At 59.9% G+C, this 21,152-nt stretch carries 24 protein-coding genes; 15 read left to right on the top strand and 9 right to left on the bottom strand.

The annotated features are described in order from the left end of the window. Positions 1-415 precede the first annotated feature (415 nt). From RLO149_RS22535 to RLO149_RS23710, 8 genes are all read right to left on the bottom strand, one after another. On the bottom strand, positions 416-754 hold the full coding sequence (locus RLO149_RS22535) for a DUF736 domain-containing protein (RefSeq protein ID WP_013959932.1): 339 nt from the start codon (positions 752-754) through the stop codon (positions 416-418). Between the two features lie 400 nt (positions 755-1,154). Next, positions 1,155-1,304, bottom strand: coding sequence for a hypothetical protein (locus tag RLO149_RS23900; protein ID WP_158308182.1), 150 nt, complete (start codon positions 1,302-1,304; stop codon positions 1,155-1,157). 272 nt (positions 1,305-1,576) lie between these two features. Then, a complete protein-coding gene (locus RLO149_RS22525; RefSeq protein WP_013959931.1) occupies positions 1,577-3,433 on the bottom strand; it encodes a ParB/RepB/Spo0J family partition protein in 1,857 nt (618 codons plus the stop codon). A 133-nt stretch (positions 3,434-3,566) separates the two neighbouring features. Further along, positions 3,567-4,016, bottom strand: a complete 450-nt coding sequence (locus tag RLO149_RS23895) for a hypothetical protein (protein WP_052304825.1) — start codon at positions 4,014-4,016, stop codon at positions 3,567-3,569. A 447-nt stretch (positions 4,017-4,463) separates the two neighbouring features. Continuing rightward, on the bottom strand, positions 4,464-5,021 hold the full coding sequence (gene petA, locus RLO149_RS22515) for a ubiquinol-cytochrome c reductase iron-sulfur subunit (protein ID WP_044025811.1): 558 nt from the start codon (positions 5,019-5,021) through the stop codon (positions 4,464-4,466). A gap of 108 nt (positions 5,022-5,129) precedes the next feature. Continuing rightward, a complete protein-coding gene (locus RLO149_RS22510; RefSeq protein ID WP_013959928.1) occupies positions 5,130-5,654 on the bottom strand; it encodes a hypothetical protein in 525 nt (174 codons plus the stop codon). Between the two features lie 55 nt (positions 5,655-5,709). Beyond that, entirely contained in the window at positions 5,710-5,961 is a 252-nt protein-coding gene (locus RLO149_RS22505) for a hypothetical protein (RefSeq protein ID WP_013959927.1), read from the bottom strand. Positions 5,962-5,964: 3 nt separating this feature from the next. Further along, a complete protein-coding gene (locus RLO149_RS23710) occupies positions 5,965-6,411 on the bottom strand; it encodes a DUF6010 family protein (protein ID WP_044025810.1) in 447 nt (148 codons plus the stop codon). Positions 6,412-6,528: 117 nt separating this feature from the next. On the opposite strand from RLO149_RS23710, the gene RLO149_RS22495 reads away from it, so the two are divergent. From RLO149_RS22495 to RLO149_RS22445, 11 genes are all read left to right on the top strand, one after another. Then, positions 6,529-7,836 carry a sialidase family protein gene (locus RLO149_RS22495; RefSeq protein WP_148264527.1) on the top strand — a complete coding sequence of 436 codons (1,308 nt, stop codon included), beginning with the start codon at positions 6,529-6,531 and terminating at the stop codon, positions 7,834-7,836. Between the two features lie 2 nt (positions 7,837-7,838). After that, positions 7,839-8,567, top strand: a complete 729-nt coding sequence (locus RLO149_RS22490; protein ID WP_044025829.1) for a response regulator — start codon at positions 7,839-7,841, stop codon at positions 8,565-8,567. Next, on the top strand, positions 8,564-10,018 hold the full coding sequence (locus tag RLO149_RS22485; protein ID WP_013959923.1) for an ATP-binding protein: 1,455 nt from the start codon (positions 8,564-8,566) through the stop codon (positions 10,016-10,018). Before RLO149_RS22490 ends, RLO149_RS22485 begins: the two co-directional genes overlap by 4 nt. Before the next feature lie 121 nt (positions 10,019-10,139). Then, positions 10,140-10,712 carry a L,D-transpeptidase gene (locus RLO149_RS22480; protein ID WP_013959922.1) on the top strand — a complete coding sequence of 191 codons (573 nt, stop codon included), beginning with the start codon at positions 10,140-10,142 and terminating at the stop codon, positions 10,710-10,712. 65 nt (positions 10,713-10,777) lie between these two features. Then, positions 10,778-11,152 carry a c-type cytochrome gene (locus RLO149_RS22475; protein ID WP_013959921.1) on the top strand — a complete coding sequence of 125 codons (375 nt, stop codon included), beginning with the start codon at positions 10,778-10,780 and terminating at the stop codon, positions 11,150-11,152. Positions 11,153-11,178: 26 nt separating this feature from the next. Further along, positions 11,179-11,523, top strand: a complete 345-nt coding sequence (locus RLO149_RS22470; protein ID WP_013959920.1) for a copper resistance CopC family protein — start codon at positions 11,179-11,181, stop codon at positions 11,521-11,523. Between the two features lie 147 nt (positions 11,524-11,670). Further along, positions 11,671-12,393, top strand: coding sequence for a copper resistance D family protein (locus tag RLO149_RS22465; protein WP_158308181.1), 723 nt, complete (start codon positions 11,671-11,673; stop codon positions 12,391-12,393). Next, positions 12,390-13,775, top strand: coding sequence for a multicopper oxidase family protein (locus tag RLO149_RS22460; protein WP_013959918.1), 1,386 nt, complete (start codon positions 12,390-12,392; stop codon positions 13,773-13,775). The genes RLO149_RS22465 and RLO149_RS22460 overlap by 4 nt, the downstream gene beginning before the upstream one ends. Further along, positions 13,772-14,248: a c-type cytochrome gene (locus RLO149_RS22455; RefSeq protein ID WP_013959917.1), complete on the top strand. Its 477-nt coding sequence runs from the start codon at positions 13,772-13,774 to the stop codon at positions 14,246-14,248. The genes RLO149_RS22460 and RLO149_RS22455 overlap by 4 nt, the downstream gene beginning before the upstream one ends. Positions 14,249-14,258: 10 nt before the next feature. Further along, positions 14,259-14,987 (top strand): DsbA family protein, encoded by a 729-nt coding sequence (locus tag RLO149_RS22450; RefSeq protein ID WP_013959916.1) that lies wholly within the window; start codon positions 14,259-14,261, stop codon positions 14,985-14,987. A gap of 54 nt (positions 14,988-15,041) precedes the next feature. Next, a complete protein-coding gene (locus RLO149_RS22445; RefSeq protein ID WP_013959915.1) occupies positions 15,042-15,710 on the top strand; it encodes a L,D-transpeptidase in 669 nt (222 codons plus the stop codon). Positions 15,711-15,804: 94 nt separating this feature from the next. Here RLO149_RS22445 and RLO149_RS24595 read toward each other — a convergent pair whose 3' ends face one another. After that, the gene (locus tag RLO149_RS24595) at positions 15,805-16,827 is read right to left on the bottom strand and encodes a hypothetical protein (RefSeq protein ID WP_425357869.1); all 1,023 of its coding nucleotides are present in this window, start codon (positions 16,825-16,827) and stop codon (positions 15,805-15,807) included. Between RLO149_RS24595 and RLO149_RS22430 the strand changes: the two genes are divergently transcribed. From RLO149_RS22430 to RLO149_RS22415, 4 genes are all read left to right on the top strand, one after another. Then, complete coding sequence (locus tag RLO149_RS22430; protein WP_013959913.1) at positions 16,787-19,297, top strand: heavy metal translocating P-type ATPase; 2,511 nt, start codon at positions 16,787-16,789, stop codon at positions 19,295-19,297. The two genes, RLO149_RS24595 and RLO149_RS22430, sit on opposite strands and share 41 nt — an antisense overlap. 12 nt (positions 19,298-19,309) lie before the next feature. Continuing rightward, entirely contained in the window at positions 19,310-19,735 is a 426-nt protein-coding gene (gene cueR / locus RLO149_RS22425; RefSeq protein WP_013959912.1) for a Cu(I)-responsive transcriptional regulator, read from the top strand. 105 nt (positions 19,736-19,840) lie between these two features. After that, entirely contained in the window at positions 19,841-20,740 is a 900-nt protein-coding gene (locus RLO149_RS22420; protein ID WP_013959911.1) for an MBL fold metallo-hydrolase, read from the top strand. Positions 20,741-20,749: 9 nt separating this feature from the next. Further along, positions 20,750-21,130 carry a rhodanese-like domain-containing protein gene (locus RLO149_RS22415; RefSeq protein ID WP_013959910.1) on the top strand — a complete coding sequence of 127 codons (381 nt, stop codon included), beginning with the start codon at positions 20,750-20,752 and terminating at the stop codon, positions 21,128-21,130. Positions 21,131-21,152 lie beyond the last annotated feature (22 nt).

Raw genomic sequence — 21,152 nt, 5'->3', positions numbered from 1 at the left:
AAAGCACTGCCGGATCATGGCACAGATCGGGAAGACCACAAGACCCCGTAGACAGGACAAGAGAACCTGCAACATCTGGTAGGGTGCACTACCGGTCCAGTCCTTACGTCTTTGCGCAGAAGCCGGCAGAATTACTATAGATTATTGTTTTTAATCATATTTCTGGATTTGCACGGCTGTCAAGAAAGACAAATCACGATCCGAGCATATGGGCCGTGGAGCCAGATGGCCGTTGCCTGCGAACTCCGATGCAGGCCTGAGCCACAATCACGGTCGTCCGCACGGAGCGCACCGGGGTCTCGCTCGGAGGACCCCGGCAAGAAACACCCCCAGCCCACCCATTGGAGAGAATCGGGCCCCGATTCCCAGGCCCAAGCCCGGGTGGGTTGGCCGGGTGTCCCGGCCAACCGCGGGTTCATGCGGCCTCTTTCGGGCCCCAGGGGATCACCGCCTGCAGGGTCGGGTCGTCCTGATGCGCCGCCTGGCCGAGATTGGCATTGAACCCGTAGTCCCGGATCGTCAGCGTGAAATAGTCCGCGCCGGTCTCCCGGTTCTGTTTGCGCCAGATGCCGCCGCATTCGACGAGACGGCCGCGGGGCGAGCGTCCCAGCACCCGGTGGGTGGGTGCCATCGGATTGTCGCTGGTCACGGGTTCCACGGAGATGTCGAGATCGAAGGTCAGGGTCGAGATCGACCCGGTGCCTTTGGCGGTGCCGATCTCGGCGGCGTCAAATTTGATGCAGTTCGGGGTCATTGCGTGTCTCCTTGTCTGGTGTTGCAATGCCGGTGACCAAAGCAGGGCCCCCGAGGGACAGCACCGCAGGCGCAGCGCAGCGGAGAAGGGCAGGGGGGCGCACTTTTTGACCCGCGCGGAATGCCCGGCACGGGCAGGGGAAAAAGACGGGCCCCAACCTTTGCGGCTCCCAGGGTGCCCTGCCACCGGCAACGCTCAGCAACACCGGTCGGAGACGGGCCGGACCCCCGGACAACAACAGGTGCCCGCCACGATCAGCGCCAATGGCTTAGACAAGATCTGCGCCTCGGCAACGCATGTCGCCGGAACGCAAGAACAGCACGCCATCCCGCCTCTCGCCCGGGAACTTGCTAGCCTGGCTCCGGCACCGGTCATCGCCATGGGCCCGATGCCGTAAACCTTAGAGGCCGCTGCACTCAGGCTTAGCGCCAAGGCGATCCCGTGAGATATCAATCAGGGTTTCGGCACAGGTCGCAGCGGGCAGGCCACCTGTCTCAGCGCCATGCCCGGCGCGCCGGGTGTCAGGCTCCCGCCCAGCCACATGGGCCACCGGGGCGATCCATTGGCTGCAACGGCACGCCCCGGAGCTGCCGCAAGTGGCCACTCCACGCCCAACGGTCCTGACGACCCCCCCTGAGTGTTTCCCCGGTACCTCCCGTCGCGCAGCGACCCCCGCGCGGGCAGCGCCGGTCCGGCGGCGGGGCAGGGGGCATTCCTCTGCCCCGCCGCCGGACAATTTTGCTCCATCCCGTACCCGCGCTGGCCGGAGCAAAAAAAGACCCCGCCGGAGCGGGGCCAGGTGGTCTTCCCACGAAGGAAGGCTCAGAGGCAATCCGGGACCCAGATCGCCAGCTCGTCTTTCTGCTCGGAGGTCAGCCCCATGAGTTTCTGCGTGGTTGCATCGCCGATCAGCTTTTCCAGCTTCTCGGCCTTTTCCGCCTTCTTGAGCTTGCCGAAGGACACCACGCGCGCGTCGCGGGTATCGCAGTCGAGGAAGGTGCAGAGCAGGTCGGTCAGCACCCCGGCGGAGACGCGCGAAAAGAAATTCTCCGCCGTGGGCGTCCAGTGGGCACGGATATCGGCCTTGGCCTCGGCGGCGATGGCTGCAAAGAAACCTTCGTCCCCGGCCTGATCGGGTAGGGCGCGCGCGAAAGCTTCGGTGAGGACCGCGTTGCGGGCCTTCTTGCCGCTGGCCCGAAAGGCGGCGAAGGCCTCCTCCAGATCATCGACACGGGTACCGGTCTGCCACGCGGCGGTCGGGTCGAGACCGTGATCAAGCCGCGGCTCACGGTCAAACCCATCCTCGATGCTCGGGACGTTGTTGGGACGTCCGAGGCGCAGATCAAAGAGGCTTTCGAACGACCCGGAGGCTTCCGACAGGCCGAAGGCCAGAAGATCGAGCACAAGGTCCGGCTTGGCCAGAAGGGCCGATTGCACCGCCGCCAGCCGGATCGCCTGCATGTCGGTCCTCAGTTTCTGGGAGTAGGGCGATTTCGGCGCGGGGGCAGGGCGGTCGGGGGCTGTAAGAACGCCCGCCGCGAGGGCCACGTCCTTGTTTTCGGGGCGCACCAGACCGGCGGTGATCTCCACCTCACCCGATTGATTTACAAGGATAAGACAACCGGAGACGCGCTTCTGATCTTCGGTGTATGAGCCGTCGAGGGTGGATTGCAGATCGGCCAGCCGCGCCTCGCCGTCCGCGTCGAGCACACCCGCCTCGCACATCTCGGCCAGCCGGTCGTAATCCTCGGCCTCCGCGTCGCTCAGATCGCCCTCGACCGGGTAGAGCCGTGTCAGCTTGGCTTGGTCGATTTCATAGTAGTTGAGCCATGGCTCGCGTTTGGCCTCGGCCCAGAGCCAGCCCGCATCCGCCACCAACGCGGCACGGGCCGCCTCGAGCCGTTCGTCAAAGAGATCATCCAGCAGAGCCGGATCGGTGAAATAGACCGCCTGCGAAAACAGGTCCCGCGTAATCGCGCCGCCTGCGGCCTCATAGGCCTCTTGGCCGACAAAGAGCGCGCGCCGATCACTGCCGGTCACCGCTTCGGGGGTGAGCGCGGATTTCAGCTGCGCCTCCGAGATCGGCTGCCCCTTGATCTGCTCGAGAAGCGCGAGCGTCAACGCCGCATCCTCCGACAGGGTGAAGGCCTTGGCCGCGCCGAGGGTGATCTCGCCTGCGGCAAGCGCGTCAATGACCGGAGCGGGCAGGGCGGCAAGGGCCAGCCGCTGATAGACGCGGGCCTCGCTGGTGGCGAAGGCCAGCGCGATATCGGGCACCGTCGCGCCCTTGGCCGTCATTGCTCCAAAGGCGCGGATTTCATCCGCCGGGGTCAGGGCTTCACGCGCGGCATTTTCGGCATTGGCCCAGATGGCGGCTTCCTCGGCATCTTCGGTGATGCGCACCGGGACGGTGACCGGGGCCGGGGTTTCGGCCTCGGCGGCGATCTTCTGCAATGCCCGCAGGCGGCATCCGCCCGCGACGATCTCGACGCGGCCTTTCTTTGTGCGCAGGCCTGCAAGGTTCTGGATCAGTCCGAAGCGGGCGATACTGGCCGCAAGCGTATCGATATGGGCATCCGAGACGCTCTTGCGCGGATTGAGGTCCGAGAGCGTGAGGGCGTCCAGCGGCACCAGTTCGATGCTGCCTGTATCGGTGGGGATTGGGTCTTGCTTGGTCATGGGGAAGTCTCCTTTCGGTTTGGATGGACAGGGGCCGCCCTGCGCCCTCTGGGCGGCGCAGAAAGGCCTGTGGGTGGTAAAGGGTGGGGTAAGGGGCCGAAGACGCTCAGGGCGTCTCTGAGGCGCTGTCGGGTTACCACCAGCAGGAATAGACCACGGTTGATCCGGCCTGCACTTCGGCCCGCGCCCATGCACAGAAATCCAGATCATACGCGCGATAGTCTTGCGCCTGTTCGTCCTGAAACTGGTGGCCGTAGAAAAAGCCGCCGTCGCATTGGGGCAGAGTGCCGTCAGTGACGGCCTGTTCCAGACGGTCGATGTCCTCCGGCACGAGCCGCAACTCGCCGCAGTTGAGGTCGCTGGCCGAGAGGCCGGTGCGGGCGACATAGAGGGTTTCCATGAATGTCTGCAGCTTGGAATGCTTGCGCCAGACAAAGGCGGGCACTTCCCCTTCGTCTCCGCTTTCGGGTGTCTTGAGATAGGCATATTGGTCGAGGCCCATGGTCTCGCTCCTTTCCTTCGTGGTTGGCGCGGCATGGGTTTCTTGTGCATTGGCCCATTGTCCGCCTTGGGCGCGGGCCATCCCTGTCTCTGGCGTTCGGAAGACCCCCGCGTCTTCCGAAGGGCAGAGCAGGGAAGGGCATAGCCCGACCTGCGGCCGGGCGGCGGCGGGACACAGGGGGCCGAAGCGGTGAAATCGGGAGGGACCCGACGGCATCGACCGACGGGAGGCACCGGATTTCTCCGGCGGAGGCTGACGCGCCAGTGGCACCCGAGCCCCTGTTCGCGCCGTCGTTCGGATGTCAGGCGGAGGAAAAATGTAAAACCGTCGGGGGTGCCATAGCAGAGCGGCGGCACCCCCGTCGATTACCCCGTGATCGCGGGCAGGCCCGAGATTGCCTCTGTCCTGTGCCCGAAGGATCGTTACCCGGGAGGGCGGAGACACCATTGGCTCCGGGGCATCTTGTGCCCTAGAGCCTGCCCAGCCGTGCGATTGGCGGGCCAGTCAAGATGACAACGCCTCATGCACCTAACCGAGCGTCAGCACCATGTTGTCGGATAAGGCGAGGGGTGGAATGTGCAGGTTCTCCGGCGCAGGGCCTTTGCGAATACGACCCGCAGTATCGTAATGCGACCCGTGGCAGGGACAGAACCAGCCTCCGAAATCGCCCGCGCCATCGCCAAGCGGGACACATCCCAAATGCGTGCAGACACCGATCATCACCAGATAGGCGTCATGGCCCGGAATGGCGCGGTTCTCATCCCGCGCTGCGGCCTCGCCGGGAAGATTGGGATTGCGCGCATCGGTGTCCGGCAAGGCGGAGACCGCCTCTTCACGCGCTTGGGCGATCTCCGCTTGCGTCCGGTGGCGGATGAAAACGGGTTTTCCGCGCCAATTGACGGTCAGTTGCGTGCCTTCCGCAAGCCCGGACATATCCACCGAGATCCTCGCCAGGGCGCGCACATCCGCCGAGGGGTTCATCTGATTGATCAGCGGCCAGAGCGCCACACCGGAGGCGACCACGCCCGCGCCAGCAGTGGCATAGTACAGGAAATCCCTGCGTTCAGTGTCCTCGGTCGCATCCATAGCATCGCAAATGTGCAACCTTCCCGCACCGGAACGTCAACGCGGGTTTTGTACTGTTTTGTCTGCAACCCGGGGGCTGGCGGATGGAAACTGTGGCGGATCATCGGCTCAATGGTGGGGTGGTGCGCCTTTTGCCATCATGAGATGATGCTCCTGGTGATGCGCGCCGATGGTCATCAGACCGAAGAACCCAAGACCCTGTATCTGGTCGGAATCGCCATCGACGAGCAGGGCAACACCATCCCCGAGATCCTCTGTCGTGACCTCCCAACCTGTCTCGGCAGCCAGGAACGGCGCATGGGCAGGCACCATGGCGCGAATGGCCTCGAGAACGCGCGGTGCCCCCCGGATTTCGAACCGGATACCGGCGGGCCGCACACTGCGGGTAACCTCGGCCTCCATCGTCAAAAGCTCCATGTCCACCAGATGTCGCCTCAGGGCCGCAATATCGACATTTGCCCAATCGGTGGCGGGATCGGCGCGCAGGAGCGCCACGATCTCGGCCATGGCGGCAAAGGCTGATTGCCCGGTTTCCTGCGGACCCGGCATCGCATGCCCGGTCGCGGAATGGCTGTGCTGGGCCGCGACGGGTCCAGACAATGACAGGGCAAGCAGGAGAGCAACAAGGCGCATGGCGAGATCCTTTTGAACGGCACGATACCCGTTTTTCCTAGCACGCAGGCCTGCTCTAGAATATGATTTCAATCATATGCTGCCAGAGCCCTACGACCTTCTCCCGACAACTGCGCGTCAGGGGACTGGCCACGATCGCCAGCGTCATCAGCGCCACGACCAGAAGCGGACCAAGAAGACCAGCCGCCTCGATCCAAAGGCGCAGGTCGTCGCGCTCCGGCAGATCGGCATCGAGCCCCGCAAGGTCCGGACGCGCCAGGACGAGAAGCAAGAGCCCCAGAAGGACAAGAACAACGACACGCACCATGGCCTACCTCGTATAAAGCAGCACAAGAAAGGCTGCCGCCATCAGGTCAAAGACGACGCAAAACGGGATGTACCAGTGTGGGACCCGGGCGAGGCGGACCGCATTGTGATGGGCAAGATCCCACAGCGCATGGAGCGCGAGGCCCAGAGGCAGGGCTGCCCAATGCCAGAGAAGGCCCGACACGGCCGCTGCCCCGAAGAAAAGGGCGACGCCGAGCTCGGACCAGAACACGGAGCGACGGCCATCGGCGGCACCGAACCCGATATAGGCCCCGCCGATCAGGGCCAGTGTGACCGCTGCCAAGGCAAGCGAGTCTGCCTGTTCCAGGAGGAGGTGGGCGGGCATTGTAACCACAAAAAGCGCAAACCCGATCCACGCGGGTGCCGCCACGGTCTTGTGCACCGATTGGGCGGGATGTTGCCCCGGTGTGTCTTGTCGTGTGTTTGTCATGCTGGGTTGAATGGGGCTTCCAGCTACTGGAAGGTCAAGACATGTCTGGGTCATTGATACATATTGCGACAAACGAAATGCGGGCCTTTCCCGAAAAATAAATCTATTGTGCGCCTCATGATTTATAAACCGATGACACCGAAGAGAATCCATAGCTATTTCCAAGGATACCCAAATGCGAAATGGTTCGGTGTGCTCTTTGGAACTCTACTCGCTGCGCTTCTCACTGCGAGTGCGAGTTTAGCAACCGCACAAACCGAAGTGCGGCTCTTTGAACGGGTCGAAGAAATTACGGCAGTAACCACACCTGGTGCGCACGAACCATCTCTGACTAGTCAGAACGGTGCGCTTTATTTGAGCTGGATGGAACACGAGCAAGGTCAAACAAAAGTGATGATGTCCAGCGGTTCAAATCACAGCTGGACCGAACCGAGCATTGTCCATCAGAGCGCTGATCTTTTTGTAAATTGGGCCGACTCCCCAAGCATCGCGGTTTTTCCTGACAACACAATTGCCGTGCATTGGCTACGTGAAATCGGAGCGTCCGGCTATGATTACCGTATTGAAATCGCGCTGTCCCATGACCACGGCGAAACTTGGAGCGAACCAGTGATCCCGCACGGGGATCGATCATTCTCACAGCATGGCTTTGTATCATTACTGCCCATCGGTTCAAACAATATGGTCGTTGTTTGGCTTGACGGTCGAGCCTATGGAAAGAACAGGGGCAAAGCAACGGCTTTGCCTGATGCGATGCAGCTCCGCGCCACAACACTGAGCAGCGACGCACGGCTTGGACGGGATGTGGCAATAGACATGCAAACCTGCTCGTGTTGTCAGACCAGCATGGCTGCGACACGCGACGGCGAAGTCCTCGCAGCGTACCGCGATCGAACTGAGGGTGAGATCCGGGATATTGCCGTCGCTCGGCTGACGAAGGATGGATGGCAGCCACCGGTTCGAGTGCATGACGATGGTTGGGAGTTGGCAGGATGTCCCGTAAATGGACCAGCAATCTTGACACACGAAGATCGTGTGGCCGTTGCCTGGTTCACCGGTGCGGATGACGTCGCTGTGGTGCATGTGGCCTTCTCCGACGATGCTGGCCACAGCTTTGCGGAACCTGCCCGGATCGATCTGGGCAATCCGGTCGGCAGAGTGGATGTTGAGATGATCGAAAACGGGATGGCTGTGGTCTCTTGGGTCGAATGGACCAAGGGCCACGAGGCGCTCATGGTATGCCAAATCACGAGCGAAACAGGCTGTCTGGCCCGCGAGGTAGTTGCCATCAACACGGGCGGTGCATCAATGAACTTCCCGAAGATGGCTCGGCTTGGTCGCGACATATACTTCGCGTGGACCCAACCTGATGGCACTGGCGACAGCATTGCGATGCGGCGGGCCACCTTGATGGGCCTTGATTGATGATGGCGACCCCACCACGCATTCTTGTGGTCGATGATCATGCCGAGATCCGGCATTCCGTGACACGCTACCTGAAGATAAACGGGATGCGGGCGACAGGGGCAAAAAGTGCTGCCGATATGGATGCGCAACTGAAGGATTACACATTCGATCTGATCGTGCTCGACATCATGATGCCGGGCGAGGACGGGCTGGCAGCCTGTGCAAGGTTGCGGCGTCAGCACCAAAGTATTCCAATTCTCATGTTGACGGCACTTGGCGAGGATGATGATCGGATCAAGGGTCTCGACACGGGTGCGGATGACTATCTCGCCAAACCGTTCAATCCTGGCGAATTACTTGCCAGGATCAACGCAATCCTCCGGCGCGCGGGCGTTGGATACACTCTGCACGGAGGTGGATTTGCGGGCAAGCGGGTCACGTTTTCTGGGGTCATATTCGATCATGACGCCCGTCAAGTTACTCGTTCTGATGGAAGGATCGAAGCTTTGACGACAGCAGAGGCAAAGCTGCTGGCCGTCTTCCTGAAAAACCCACGAATAGTGATGAGCCGTGATGAGCTGCTCGAGTTGAGCGCAGGGCGTAAAGCAGGACCATTTGACAGGACCATCGACAATCAAGTGTCGCGGTTGCGACGAAAAATTGAAGCCGATGTTCTTCGACCTCGTATCATTTCGACAGTGCGCAACGGCGGTTATTGTCTGAACAGTGACGTGGAGAGCCATGCATGAAGCGCATGGGATTCCGCACACAGATCGCAATTTTGGTCGTATCAGTTCTATTCGTGGCGCAGGTCGTTGGTCTTTGGCTTTTTGTGGATGAACGGTCTCTTGCAGTTCAGGCGGCTATCGGCAGTGAGGCCGCTGGGCGCGCCGCGAATGTTGCGCGTCTTATCGAGGAAGCACCGAGCGATCTACGACAGCAAATCGTTGTTGCCGCAAATTCGCCGCTCGTGCGGTTTGACCTCGAAAACGAACCAGCCGTCGTACACACAGATCACAATGTTAATGGAGCCGTGGAAGCCCGAATTCGCGCACTCCTGAACGATGAATACAGCCGTGATATCCGCGTTGAGGTCCATGAAATCGAACAGGGTCTTCTGCCGCTGCCGAACCTCTCGCCGGAAATGGCAGAGATGCACGCCGAGATGATGCAGGGCACGCTCGCGGCTATCGAGATGGAGGTCTCGATCTCCATTGCCGGGGGCCAATGGCTGAACGTCGCCACCCGTTTCGAGCGACCGCCAATTCAATGGTCTTGGGCGTCCACGCTTTCCTTCGTGCTGACGGCAGGGGTGTTACTCTTGGCTATATTCTGGTTTCTGCTCACGCGCCTGACGCGGCCATTGAATGAACTTGCCGCCGCCGCAGAGGAGTTCGGGCGCGGTGGCGGGCAAGAACCACTCACGGCGGCCGGACCGAACGAGGTACGGAACCTGACGATGGCGTTCAATGAAATGCAAGCCCGTCTGGCCCGTTTCGTCTCGGATCGGACGCAGATGCTGGCCGCATTGGCACATGATTTGAGATCGCCACTCACGGCCCTGCGCGTTCATGCCGAGATGGTAGAGGATCCGGAGACCAAAAGCGGCATGACAGTTTCGCTCGACGAAATGCAGGACATGGTAGAAGCCACGCTCGCCTATGCCCGTGGCGTAGGACGGGACGAGCACCTGCAGGCAATCGAGATCACCGAGTACCTGACCGACATCAAACACCAGACGCATGGTGCGCTGGACCTGAAACCGGGATCTGGGGCGATGGTGCACATCAAGCCAGTGGCCTTGCGCCGAGCCTTGCGCAATCTAATCGACAACGCGCAACGGTATGGGTGTAACCCGACGCTGTCTTGGCGCGTGTCAGCCGAAAGTTTGGAGATCGTGGTCGACGACGATGGGCCCGGGATCCCCGAAGACCGTTTGCGCGATGTGTTCCAGCCATTCCTCCGCCTGGAACAATCGCGCTCTCATGAGACGGGCGGACATGGGCTGGGCCTCTCGATCGCGCGAAGCATCGTTCTGGAACACGGCGGTACCATCACCCTTTCGAACCGAAAAGATGGCGGGCTTTGCGCGCGAGTCGCCTTGCCGATGACAATGCTCCGGGCCGCAACGATACCGACAGCCGAGCACACAGAAACAGAATTGGACAGCGGATTTTCAACACGGATCAAAAAGGCGTGAAGCTGTCGTCTGACAGATGCGTTGTTACATATCCTTACAAAAAACTGCGCCGCGCGGCGTTCCTTTAGTACCTGAATTTGAGTAGATACCCTGTCGTTGGACATGGAAATGAGGCAGACCCATGCAGGCAAGAAACCGATCTTCCTTCACCCGTCGCGGCTTCGCACGTGCGATCGGGGCTACGATTCTCTTCTCGCCCTCTCTTGTCAGCTCTCAGACAGTCGACCCGGTGCGGCGCAATGTGTCGTCCTTCCAGACCCACAACTGGCAGGATCACTTCGATACGCTCGGCGTCGGTTTGATCATCTCGGATACCGGCTCAAAAGCTCTTCAGCATTGGACGGCCGATGGGGAAATGCGTCTCTACCCGACATCAGTTCCCTTGTCAGAGGACTTGACACGGCTCGGGTACACAGAGGTTGTGGAGAAGCGAGAAAACCCAAGTTGGGCACCAACACCGTCCATGCGCGAGCGCAATCCCGAGTGGCCCGCCGTAATCCCGGGCGGCGATCCTGCTAACCCTCTCGGGACGCGCGCGCTCTACTTGTCCTGGCAGTACTACCGTATTCACGGCACTCAGGACACGCGCAAGATTGGACGACGATCGTCCAACGGCTGCATCGGTCTTTACAATGAACACATCGAAGAGGTGTTCGAGCGCGTCCCTGTTGGCACGAAGGTCAGGTTGATTTGATCGGGCGCTACGCTGTCTTTGCCGTTGCTATTGCAGTCGTTCTCGGAATTGGCTTTTGGTGGACAGTGCCAGGCCGGGACGACGTGTCATCCACTTCGGACGAACCGGTGAGCACAGGTGCGGCGATAGTTGCGGTTGCTGTCCCGGAGACGCTCTCGGCCAATGCGGAGATCGGCAAACTGGCCTATGATGCGAAATGTGCAGTCTGTCATGGCGCAGATGCCGCCGGGCAGGACGGTGCGGCCCCTCCGCTTGTGCACAAGATCTACGAACCCAGTCACCATGGGGAAGCCGCATTCCTTCTGGCGGCCAAGAATGGTGTTCGTGCGCATCATTGGCGCTTTGGGAACATGCCGACGGTCGAAGGTGTCACTGATGGCGATGTGAAAATGATCGTGACCTATGTTCGTGAGTTGCAGCGCGCGAACGGCATAAACTGAACCAGCAAATCGACGAAGGACGACCCGTGAAATACAGATTCGCACTAACAATCTTTTTAGCGCTGACCAGCGCGCAAGCGCTCGCCCATTCGGAAAAGGAGAGCACAACACCAGCCAACGGTGCCGTTGTTGAAGACGTTCCGGAAACCATTGGGTTGCGGTTCACCGACGGGATGCGCTTGACCAAGGTCGAGATGATCTATGCAAGTTCAGCACCGAAAACGCTGGAGGTTAGTTCGCAGTCTGGTTTTCTCAAGGAATTCTCGCTTCCACTTATCTCAATGGGGACGGGCATCTATCAAATCGACTGGCGCGGTCTAGGTATCGATGGGCATCCAATGAATGGCACCTTTTCCTTCGAGGTAAAGTGAGCCGTGATTGATGCATGGGGCTTAGCCGCGATCGGAGCAAAGTTCTTGCTCTATCTTGGTGTGTTGGTAAGTGGTGGGCTTGTTCTGTGCCGCCAAATGTTCGCAGAACAAATGCAATGCATAGATCGTTTCACTAGGACGTGTGTGATGGCATTCGCCACATTGGGGTTGGCAATGGCTGTTATAGGGTTCTTGTTACGTGGAGCCGTGCTGTTGGGAGACATCGCTGGCATGATTGATGTCCCTATCTTGCTGCTACTCTGGGAGACCCCACCTGGCGACGCGCTCATGTTGCGCGTTCTCGGTTTGAGCGCCGTACTCTTGGGATCGTATTTAGGGGGACAGTGGTTGTGGGTTGCGGTCTTGGGAACTGCGGTCGCGATCTGGAGTTTTTGTGCAATCGGTCATGTGGCCATCGAAGAGCTGTTCTGGCTTCAGGTTGTATTGTTTTTGCATTTATTTACCGCTGCTTTCTGGATCGGTGTTTTGCCACCGCTCCTCCGACTTTCCCGTTCGCACGAGAGGCTGGTATCGGCTGCCGGACTTGGGCATCGCTTTGGTCAAGTTGCTGTTGTCTCGGTGCCAGTCTTGCTGCTTGCCGGCGTGATCATGACTTGGCAACTAGTTGGGTCGATATCGGCTATGTTTGAGACCAGTTACGGTTTGACGCTACTGGCTAAGACTGCAGCAGTCGTTGTGCTTCTGACCCTCGGTGCAATCAACAAAACGCGCCTCGTGCCATCCCTGCAGAGAGGCGATGAGAAAGCTGGGCCGCACCTTGCAAGATCGATTTCTCTCGAATGGGTTTGTATCGGTGTCATCTTGCTTGCCACGGCTGTCTTCACCTCAATACTAACGGTGCCATCATGAAACTTTCAAAACGCGACTTCCTTCGCATGAGTGCTGCCGGTTTGGTGTGCATGCCGAATTCACTGCTCGCGCAGACAGACATGCGCGCGGTGACAGCCCGGGTCGCAGATATACAGCTTTTGCCTGATGACTACGGAAAAACACAGATCTGGGGGTTCGATGGTATCGCGCCGGGCCCGGAGATCCGGGTTACGCAAGGTGCACGGGTACAGAGACGGGTCATCAATGACTTACCCGATCCGACATCGACCCATTGGCACGGAATCCGCATCGACAATGCGATGGATGGGGTGGCCGGTCTGACGCAAGAGGCCATTCGCCCCGGGGACAGCTTTGACTATGATTTCGTTGTCCCCGATGCGGGCACCTACTGGTATCACGCGCACAACCGCTCGTTCGAGCAGGTCGCACGCGGTCTTCAGGGTGCGCTGATCGTCGAAGAGCCGGAGCAGATCGATATCGACCGGGAAGAAGTCCTGATCCTCGACGATTGGCGCATCGATCCGGAGACAGCCCAGATTGCGGATACATTCGGGGCGATGCATGACCTCAGCCATGCCGGGCGCCTCGGGAACTACATCACGACGAACGGCGTCTACAATCTCGCAAAGACCGTGAAACGGCATGAGCGGCTGCGTCTGCGGCTGATCAATGCGTCCAACGCGCGGATTTTCAAACTCGCGCTGGAGGGGCTCGAAGGCTGGATTGTGGCCATGGACGGGATGCCGCTGGCCGTGCCGCAACCCGTGGAAGGTTCATTCCTGCTGTCATCGGCACAACGGGTGGACCTGATCGTCGACGTGACCGCAGAGGTCGGCAGCGCGGGCCATATCGTGCAATTGAGCCGCGATGAAAGCTTTTCTCAGGTGGCCTTCGAAGTGACTGGCGACGGCACACGCGCGCGGCGCGAAACGCCTCTACCCCTGCCGCTGAATGCCCATGCCATGCCCGATCTGGCATCGGCAAGGGACATCGCATTGCTGATGGAAGGGGGGGCCATGGGCGGCATGCGCGGTGCCATGATGGGCGGGCGGATGTCTTCGATGCGCGACATGATGGAGACAGGAAACTTCTGGGCCTTCAATGGCGCGGTGGGGGGCATGGATGGTCCAGCACTGGCGGAACTGTCGCGTGGCGAAACCGTTCGGCTGAAGATCACCAATGACACGTCGTTTCCGCATGCCATGCATCTTCATGGCATGCATTTTCACGAGATCGCACCCGATGGCAGCCTCGGCGCGCTGCGCGACACCACGCTGCTCGACCGGGGCGAAGTGCGCGACATTGCCTTCGTGGCAGACAACCCCGGAAAATGGCTGCTGCATTGCCATATGCTGTCCCACGCAGCGTCCGGCATGATGACATGGGTTAATGTGGCATGAGAGGTCTGGCTGCCATCCTCGGGATTGGCGTCCTGGCGTCTCTCGGGGCAGGGGCCTATGTCTGGACCGGGTCTGCCGATGACGGCCAAGGCGGGGTGATGCCGGAGAGCGTCGATCTCGTCGCCGGCAAGGCGCTTTATGCCGAGACCTGTGCCGCGTGCCATGGGGCCAATCTGGAGGGTCAGGACAACTGGCGGAGTCCGGGCGAGGACGGTCGGCTGCCGGCACCTCCCCATGATGAAACCGGTCACACCTGGCATCACGGGGACCAGGTTCTGTTTGACTACACGAAGCTTGGGGGCCGAGCAGTGATGGCCGCTCAGGGCATGGAGTTCGACAGCGGCATGCCCGGTTTCGGCGACCAACTTTCCGATCAGGAAATCTGGAATGTCCTCGGGTACATCAAGTCAACCTGGCCCGAGGAAATACAGGACATGCAAGCCGCGCGCACCAATGGCGTGCCGGTGAACTAGGAGAACGCTCATGAAGATCGCAATGGCAATCTCACTGGTCGCCACTCTGCTTGCTCCACTCGCGTCTCATGCTGACGCACTCAGCGAAGACCGGGTCAAGGAATTGGTTCTGGAGGCCATCCGCGAAAACCCAGAAATTGTCCTCGAGGCGGTTCAGATCATTGAACGGCGTGAACAGGAGCGGCAGGCCGCCGCAGCGGCGAGTGTCCTCTCCGAAAACCGCGATCTCCTCGAGAACGACCCGAACGCGCCGGTTCTCGGAAATCCAGACGGCGACGTCACGGTCGTGGAGTTCTTCGATTACAACTGTCCCTATTGTCGTCGGGTGAAGCCGCATATCGAAGCGCTCTTGGACGAAGATCCCAATGTGAGGCTGGTCTATCGCGAGTGGCCGATCCTCGGTGATGGCTCGGTGTTTGCCGCGCGCGCCGCATTGGCCGCGCGAGAGCAGGGCAAATACGAGGAATTCCACTGGGCGTTGATGGGCATGCAAGGCCGGGCCGAGGAAGCGTCCGTCATCCAGGTCGCACAGGAGATTGGTTTGGATATCGCGCAGCTGCGACGGGACATGCAGGCGCCTGAGATCGATGCCCATATCGCGGCGTCAATGGAGATGAGCCGCGCGCTCGGCTTCAATGGCACACCATCCTTTGTGATCGGAGACGCGCTGGTTCCAGGGGTCATCGAGGCCGATCAGATGATCCGTCTTGCGCAGGAGGCACGCGTCGCAGGTCAATAGTTTCCGGACAATGGCCGAACAGACACAGTCAAAACGAGTGAAAGAGGTACTTTGATGGCCAAACTGACGCGTCGGCACTTTGTGGTAGGGTCTGCAATGCTCTTTTCGGCACCGCTCGCCACGTCGATATCTGCAGCGCCCACGTCTCCGCGCGCAATGTGGGATGTCTGGGATGCGCAAGTCACACCCCTAGGCTTTGACCCCTCAACTTCCAATCTGTGGGGGGTTCATCCGCGTTTCCTACCGGTTCGGGTGGAGGCAAAGGCGGGCCTTGTTCCAGGTGACATCCATGTCGATGCCGTTGCGCGCTACTTGTATCATATCGAGCCGAACGGCAGCACGGCGATGCGCTATGGCGTGGCCATCGCACGCGGGACATTGTACGAGCCGGGTGTCTACACGGTCCAGCGTAAAGCCAAGTGGCTCACTTGGCGTCCAACGGACGACATGATCGAACGCGACCCGGACCTTTATGCACAGCATGCGGAGGGGATGGACGCGGGGCCAACCAATCCATTGGGATCCCGTGCGCTTTATCTCTACGTGGGGAACCGGGACACTTATAGGCGTATTTATGGATCGCCTGAGCCGCGTTCGATCGGAGGTCGTGCGAGTTCGGGGTGCGTACGCATGATCATGGCACATATCAACGATCTCTATCCCAACGTGGAAACGGGCAAGACCGCTCACCTGTATCCGCCCGAAGATGCGATCGGTGGCTAAATGGGCGCCTTGATGTCGCTCAGAGCATCTTGGAATAGCTCACCGCCTGGCAGATTGGATTGCCCTGTGAAGTTCTGAGCGGCAACCAAGTCGCTTAGACAGGGCCGTTGTGCATATACCAGAAGCAACTGTCATTCGGATCAAGCCGTACCTTGTTGAGGTTCTGGTATGGCGCAGCGAGACCGACGAGTGGTTCAGGCAATTCGGTGAAGGCACCGTCCGCATCAACCGCCGGCGTCGTGGCACATCCGGTCAGCAAATACGCACCAAAAATCAGGCCCAACGCCTTAGAGGTCGCGTTCATCCGGATTTTCAATCCTCCGGACCTTCTCCCAGAGCGGTCGCCGGATAACCAGCTTCCGCAAGAACCTGAAGCAGGGCAGCCGTGGAGACTATCGAGTCGATCTCTGTCGCGTGTGTAGCCAAATCCGTCCGGATGGTTGCTGACGGGTCTGCGGCCTTTACCGCTTTCTCGATTGCAGCGACGCAATGGCCGCAGCTCATCTCTGGGACGTGAAATTTCATGGCGCATCCTTTTCTCACCAGTTGAAAATAGAGGTTCCAGTTGGTGGAAGGTCAAGCGTCCGTTGATGTCGGGACAGAAGTTTTTGCGGCGATGGTTGCGTTGCTGTTCGATGACTTGCTGCCTCCATGACAAGACTTTCCCATGAAGAAGAACATCACGCCATGTGCGCCGAGGCAAAGGACGATTGGGGCTAGAACGCCCAAACTGTTCTGCAAGCCAGAAAGTGTGCCGCCTCGGGAAAAGAAAACGAGCAGTGGAAGCAGCATCACAGCGCAGCACACCCACATGCCGACGTGCATCATCTTTGAATTCTGCGGCTGCTTTTCTTGATCTGGCATATTCACCGAACATACTCCTTCTTCGGAGATAGCGCACCAATCGCTCGTGCGACAAGTTTACAAATCGATACATTTCAATCGGAAACAGAGGGTTAGAGAGACTGTAGGTTGATGCTGTGCCGGTTGAAAAAGAAATCTCCGATAAACCCCTTGAGCTTCCAGTGACTGGAAGCCCTATATCTGCCTCGAGTACGCAATCGAGGTAACATGCCATGACCGACACCAGCCAAACAACGCTCAGCATCGAAGGCATGACCTGTGCATCCTGCGTGGGGCGTGTTGAAAAGGCCTTGGCGGGGCTCGACGGGGTTTCCGAAGTCGCCGTCAACCTCGCATCCGAAACGGCGCGCCTTTCGCTGGATGATCCGTCTCGCCTTACCGACGCCACGCAGGCGCTTGCCTCCTTGGGCTATCCGGCGCGGACATCCAAGGTCACCTTGAACATTGCGTCCATGTCCTGCGCATCCTGCGTCGGGCGGGTGGACAAGGCACTGGCGGACGTGCCCGGAGTGCTTTCCGTCAACGTGAACCTGGCGGCAGAAACGGCGACGGTCGAGTATCTCGAGGGCGCAGTGTCCTTGGGCGACTTGATGGCCGCATCGGCGGCGATTGGTTATCCGGCCGAGATTGCAGAGGCGCAGGCGAGCCAGTCTCGCGTCGCACGCAAGGCAGAAGAAGCCGACGGACTGCGCCGCAGCGTCCTTTTGGCAGGAATTCTAACGCTCCCGGTCTTCATTCTAGAAATGGGCTCCCATCTTGTTCCGGCATTTCATCACATGGTGATGACGACGATTGGTCTCCAAACGTCTTGGATCATCCAGTTCGTCCTCGCAACACTCGTCCTCTTCGGGCCGGGACGCCATTTCTACACCAAGGGGTTTCCCGCGCTTTTCAAGGGCGCGCCGGACATGAACAGCCTCGTCGCCGTCGGCACCGGCGCGGCCTGGGGATATTCGGTGGTCGCAACCTTTCTTCCCGGACTTTTGCCAGAAGGGGTGCGTGCGGTCTATTTCGAGGCCGCTGCGGTCATCGTCGTCCTTATTTTGATTGGCCGATGGCTCGAAGCACGCGCCAAGGGCCGCACCGGCGCTGCGATTCAGGCTCTGCTGGGCCTGCAGGTCCGCACCGCGCGCGTCATTCGGGGTGGTGAGACGGTGGAGGTCGATGTCGATGCACTTGCCGTCGGCGATGTGATCCTGGTCCGACCGGGTGAGCGGATCCCTGTGGACGGCGAGGTTACCGAGGGATCCAGCAATGTGGATGAGAGCATGATTACCGGAGAGCCTGTGCCCGTGCAGAAGGCTGCAGGTGCGGCGGTAACGGGCGGGACCGTCAACGGCACCGGGAGCCTGACGTTCAAGGCCGCACGGGTCGGGTCGGATACCACGCTCGCACAGATCATCCGCATGGTCGAGGAAGCTCAAGGCGCCAAACTGCCCATCCAGGGCCTTGTTGACCGCGTGACCCTGTGGTTCGTGCCTGCGGTCATGATGCTCTCGGCGCTCACGGTGGCGGTCTGGTTGCTTGTCGGACCGGACCCGGCTTTGACCTTTGCGCTGGTGGCCGGCGTCTCGGTTCTGATCATCGCCTGTCCCTGCGCCATGGGCTTGGCCACGCCCACGTCGATCATGATGGGCACCGGGCGCGCCGCAGAGATGGGGGTCTTGTTCCGTAAGGGTGATGCACTCCAGGCCTTGTCCGAAGTCGATGTCATCGCACTCGACAAGACGGGGACTGTCACCGAAGGTCAGCCGTCGCTGACCGATCTGGTCACCACCGACGGTTTGGACCGAGACAGGGTGCTGAGCATGATCGCTGCCGTGGAGGCCCAGTCTGAGCATCCCATCGCCGAAGCCATTGTGCGCGGCTCGTGGGCCGAAGGGATCGCCATTCCGAGTGCTACGGGCTTCCGGTCGATCACGGGTTATGGCGTCGCCGCGACCGTCGAAGGTCAGGAGGTGATGGTAGGCGCGGACCGTTATATGTCCCGCGAAGGGATCGAAATCGCCGCCTTGGTCGAAACGGAAGCCGAGCTGGCAGAGCGGGGCCGGACAGCGCTTTATGCGGCTATCGACGGCAAACTGGCCGCAGTGATCGCCGTGGCAGACCCCGTGAAACCCGCCAGCCAGGAAGCCATTGCAGCCCTGCACGCGCGCGGTTTCAAGGTTGCGATGATCACCGGAGACAAACGCGAGACGGCGGAGGCTATCGCGCGCGAAACCGGAATCGACCACGTGATCGCGGGTGTCCTGCCGGATGGCAAGGTCGCAGCTCTCGACGATCTGCGCGCGGGAGACCGAAAGATTGCTTTCGTGGGCGACGGCATCAATGATGCACCGGCCCTGGCCCATGCGGATGTCGGAATCGCCATCGGCACCGGAACCGATGTCGCCATCGAATCCGCCGATGTGGTCTTGATGTCAGGCGATCTGCGCGGCGTGGTGAATGCGGTCGAGGTTTCCAGGCGCACCATGTCGAATATTCGCCAGAACCTCGTCTGGGCCTTCGGGTATAATGTTGCGCTGATCCCGGTCGCCGCCGGGGTTCTCTATCCGGCCTTTGGTCTGCTTCTTTCCCCGGTTTTCGCGGCGGGTGCGATGGCCCTGTCATCGGTATCGGTTCTGACAAACGCCCTGCGTCTGCGCCGCATCGCGCCGGCCTTGCGTGAAGACAGAGACGTCACCGCACCACGGATCAGTGCACAGACCCAACCCGCAGAATAGGAGGATCGTCTCATGAACATTGGAGAAGTCGCGGAGCGGTCCGGCATCCCGCCTAAAACCATCCGCTACTACGAGGATATAGGTCTGGTCAGACCGCAGCGCAGCGGCAACGGATACCGCGCGTTCCGCGAGACCGATCTGCACAAGCTTGCGTTCCTGGGTCGCGCGCGCGCGCTCGGGTTCTCGATCGAGGATTGCCGCAATCTCTTGAGCCTTTACGAGGATGAAACGCGGGAAAGTGCCCAGGTAAAGACCATCGCTGAAGAGCACCTGAGCGCAATCGACGACAAAATCGCTCAGCTTCAAGAGATGCGCGAGACCTTGTCGCATCTCGTCGAGGCCTGCCACGGCGACCACCGACCGGATTGCCCGATCTTGAAGGATCTTTCTGGTGCGCTCGCTGGATGCAAACCAACGACCGGAAGAAGCGCGGATTAGTGCAACGTTTTCCAAATTCCTCTTTTCGTTGGCGAAATCCCTTGGAACCATCCAGTGCTGGAAGGTTGTTCAGTTGATAAGTGCGAAAAAGACAGGAGGGAACACATGTCGGTCGGACAAGAATTCACCAGCCATTCTAGCAGCGGTGGGCCGCTGGTTCACTGTCTGTACGAACCCGATACCGGGTCGTGGCAATACATCTGTGCGGATCCCGCCACTGGAAAGTGCGCAATCATTGATCCGGTGCTGGATTTCGATCCCGCCCATGCCCGCACGTCAACCGAGTCTGCGGAAAAGCTTTTGGGGATCGTGAAGCAGCACGGCTACGACGTGCAATGGATCCTCGACACACATCCGCATGCCGACCACCTGACCGCCGGACGGTGGCTGGCGGACTGCACCGGTGCGCCGCATGTCATAGGAGAAAAGGTCACCGAGATCGCGAAGCTTTGGCGGGACTATTATCATCTGCCTGACGCTTTTCCGGTGGCAGATGATTTCGACCGTCTGCTTCCCGAGGGCATCGATTTCTCCATCGGTGAACTTGGTGTCAAAGTCCTGCTTTCGGCAGGACACACGCTTGGCTCTGTCAGCTATGTCGTTGACGATGCGGCGTTCGTGCATGACGCGTTAATGCATGTCGATGTGGGGACCGCGCGCGCAGACTTTCCGGGTGGCAGCACCGGAGAGATTTGGGACTTGATACAAGAAATTCTGTCGTTGCCAGAAAACACACGTCTTTTTATCGGTCACGACTACGGGGCCGATAAACGCGAGAGACCGGCCTGTGAGGCAACTGTCGCCCAACACCGGACCGACAATCCGCACGTCGGCGGCAATCAGTCGAAAGAGGCGTTCATCAAACTGCGGGAAGAGCGCGACGCGACGCTGGGGCTACCCGATCGCGTGCTCTTTGCCTTGCAAGTCAACCTGCGTGGTGGGCGTCTTCCACCTGCCGAGGCAGACGGAAATTCCTATTTCAAGATTCCTGCAAACAAATTCTGAGGAGAAGAAATGAAGAAAGAAATGGTTGATAGTGGCGCCCTCGAAACCTGGACGCCGGAAGAGGTTGAAGCAGCCTTGCGCAAGGGTGAGATCGTCCTCGAGGATGTCCGCAAGCCGGCCGAGTATACATTTGAGCACGTCGAGGGTGCCTTGCTTCTGCCCATGGCGTTTTTCGATCCGCGATTCTTGCCGGAAGACAACGAACAGCGACTTATTCTGATGTGTGGTTCGTCGGCGCGATTAGAGATGATGGCGCGAAAAACGCTGCAATCCGGCGCAAAACGGATCGCCCATCTGGAAGGAGGGTTTGGCGCGTGGAAAGACGCAAAGCTGGATTATGTCGCGGCGGATATGGCCAGTGGTGCGCCTGTACGGAAATCAGTCAAATAGCATAGGCTAGGGTACGGTAACG

Source organism: Roseobacter litoralis Och 149 (assembly GCF_000154785.2).
Lineage (GTDB): Bacteria > Pseudomonadota > Alphaproteobacteria > Rhodobacterales > Rhodobacteraceae > Roseobacter > Roseobacter litoralis.
Note: the sequence above shows the minus strand (reverse complement) of the source record. Positions and strands in the feature narration are given on the sequence as shown.

Bases quoted from the DNA above. Each gene is read 5' to 3' on its own strand.
- RLO149_RS22535 (WP_013959932.1), bottom strand. From the start codon at position 754: ATGACCCCGAACTGCATCAAATTTGACGCCGCCGAGATCGGCACCGCC.
- RLO149_RS22525 (WP_013959931.1), bottom strand. From the start codon at position 3,433: ATGACCAAGCAAGACCCAATCCCCACCGATACAGGCAGCATCGAACTG.
- RLO149_RS23895 (WP_052304825.1), bottom strand. From the start codon at position 4,016: ATGGCCCGCGCCCAAGGCGGACAATGGGCCAATGCACAAGAAACCCAT.
- petA (WP_044025811.1), bottom strand. From the start codon at position 5,021: ATGGATGCGACCGAGGACACTGAACGCAGGGATTTCCTGTACTATGCC.
- RLO149_RS22510 (WP_013959928.1), bottom strand. From the start codon at position 5,654: ATGCGCCTTGTTGCTCTCCTGCTTGCCCTGTCATTGTCTGGACCCGTC.
- RLO149_RS22505 (WP_013959927.1), bottom strand. From the start codon at position 5,961: ATGGTGCGTGTCGTTGTTCTTGTCCTTCTGGGGCTCTTGCTTCTCGTC.
- RLO149_RS23710 (WP_044025810.1), bottom strand. From the start codon at position 6,411: ATGACAAACACACGACAAGACACACCGGGGCAACATCCCGCCCAATCG.
- RLO149_RS22495 (WP_148264527.1), top strand. From the start codon at position 6,529: ATGATTTATAAACCGATGACACCGAAGAGAATCCATAGCTATTTCCAA.
- RLO149_RS22490 (WP_044025829.1), top strand. From the start codon at position 7,839: ATGGCGACCCCACCACGCATTCTTGTGGTCGATGATCATGCCGAGATC.
- RLO149_RS22485 (WP_013959923.1), top strand. From the start codon at position 8,564: ATGAAGCGCATGGGATTCCGCACACAGATCGCAATTTTGGTCGTATCA.
- RLO149_RS22480 (WP_013959922.1), top strand. From the start codon at position 10,140: ATGCAGGCAAGAAACCGATCTTCCTTCACCCGTCGCGGCTTCGCACGT.
- RLO149_RS22465 (WP_158308181.1), top strand. From the start codon at position 11,671: ATGGCATTCGCCACATTGGGGTTGGCAATGGCTGTTATAGGGTTCTTG.
- RLO149_RS22460 (WP_013959918.1), top strand. From the start codon at position 12,390: ATGAAACTTTCAAAACGCGACTTCCTTCGCATGAGTGCTGCCGGTTTG.
- RLO149_RS22455 (WP_013959917.1), top strand. From the start codon at position 13,772: ATGAGAGGTCTGGCTGCCATCCTCGGGATTGGCGTCCTGGCGTCTCTC.
- RLO149_RS22450 (WP_013959916.1), top strand. From the start codon at position 14,259: ATGAAGATCGCAATGGCAATCTCACTGGTCGCCACTCTGCTTGCTCCA.
- RLO149_RS22445 (WP_013959915.1), top strand. From the start codon at position 15,042: ATGGCCAAACTGACGCGTCGGCACTTTGTGGTAGGGTCTGCAATGCTC.
- RLO149_RS22430 (WP_013959913.1), top strand. From the start codon at position 16,787: ATGACCGACACCAGCCAAACAACGCTCAGCATCGAAGGCATGACCTGT.
- RLO149_RS24595 (WP_425357869.1), bottom strand. From the start codon at position 16,827: ATGCCTTCGATGCTGAGCGTTGTTTGGCTGGTGTCGGTCATGGCATGT.
- cueR (WP_013959912.1), top strand. From the start codon at position 19,310: ATGAACATTGGAGAAGTCGCGGAGCGGTCCGGCATCCCGCCTAAAACC.
- RLO149_RS22420 (WP_013959911.1), top strand. From the start codon at position 19,841: ATGTCGGTCGGACAAGAATTCACCAGCCATTCTAGCAGCGGTGGGCCG.
- RLO149_RS22415 (WP_013959910.1), top strand. From the start codon at position 20,750: ATGAAGAAAGAAATGGTTGATAGTGGCGCCCTCGAAACCTGGACGCCG.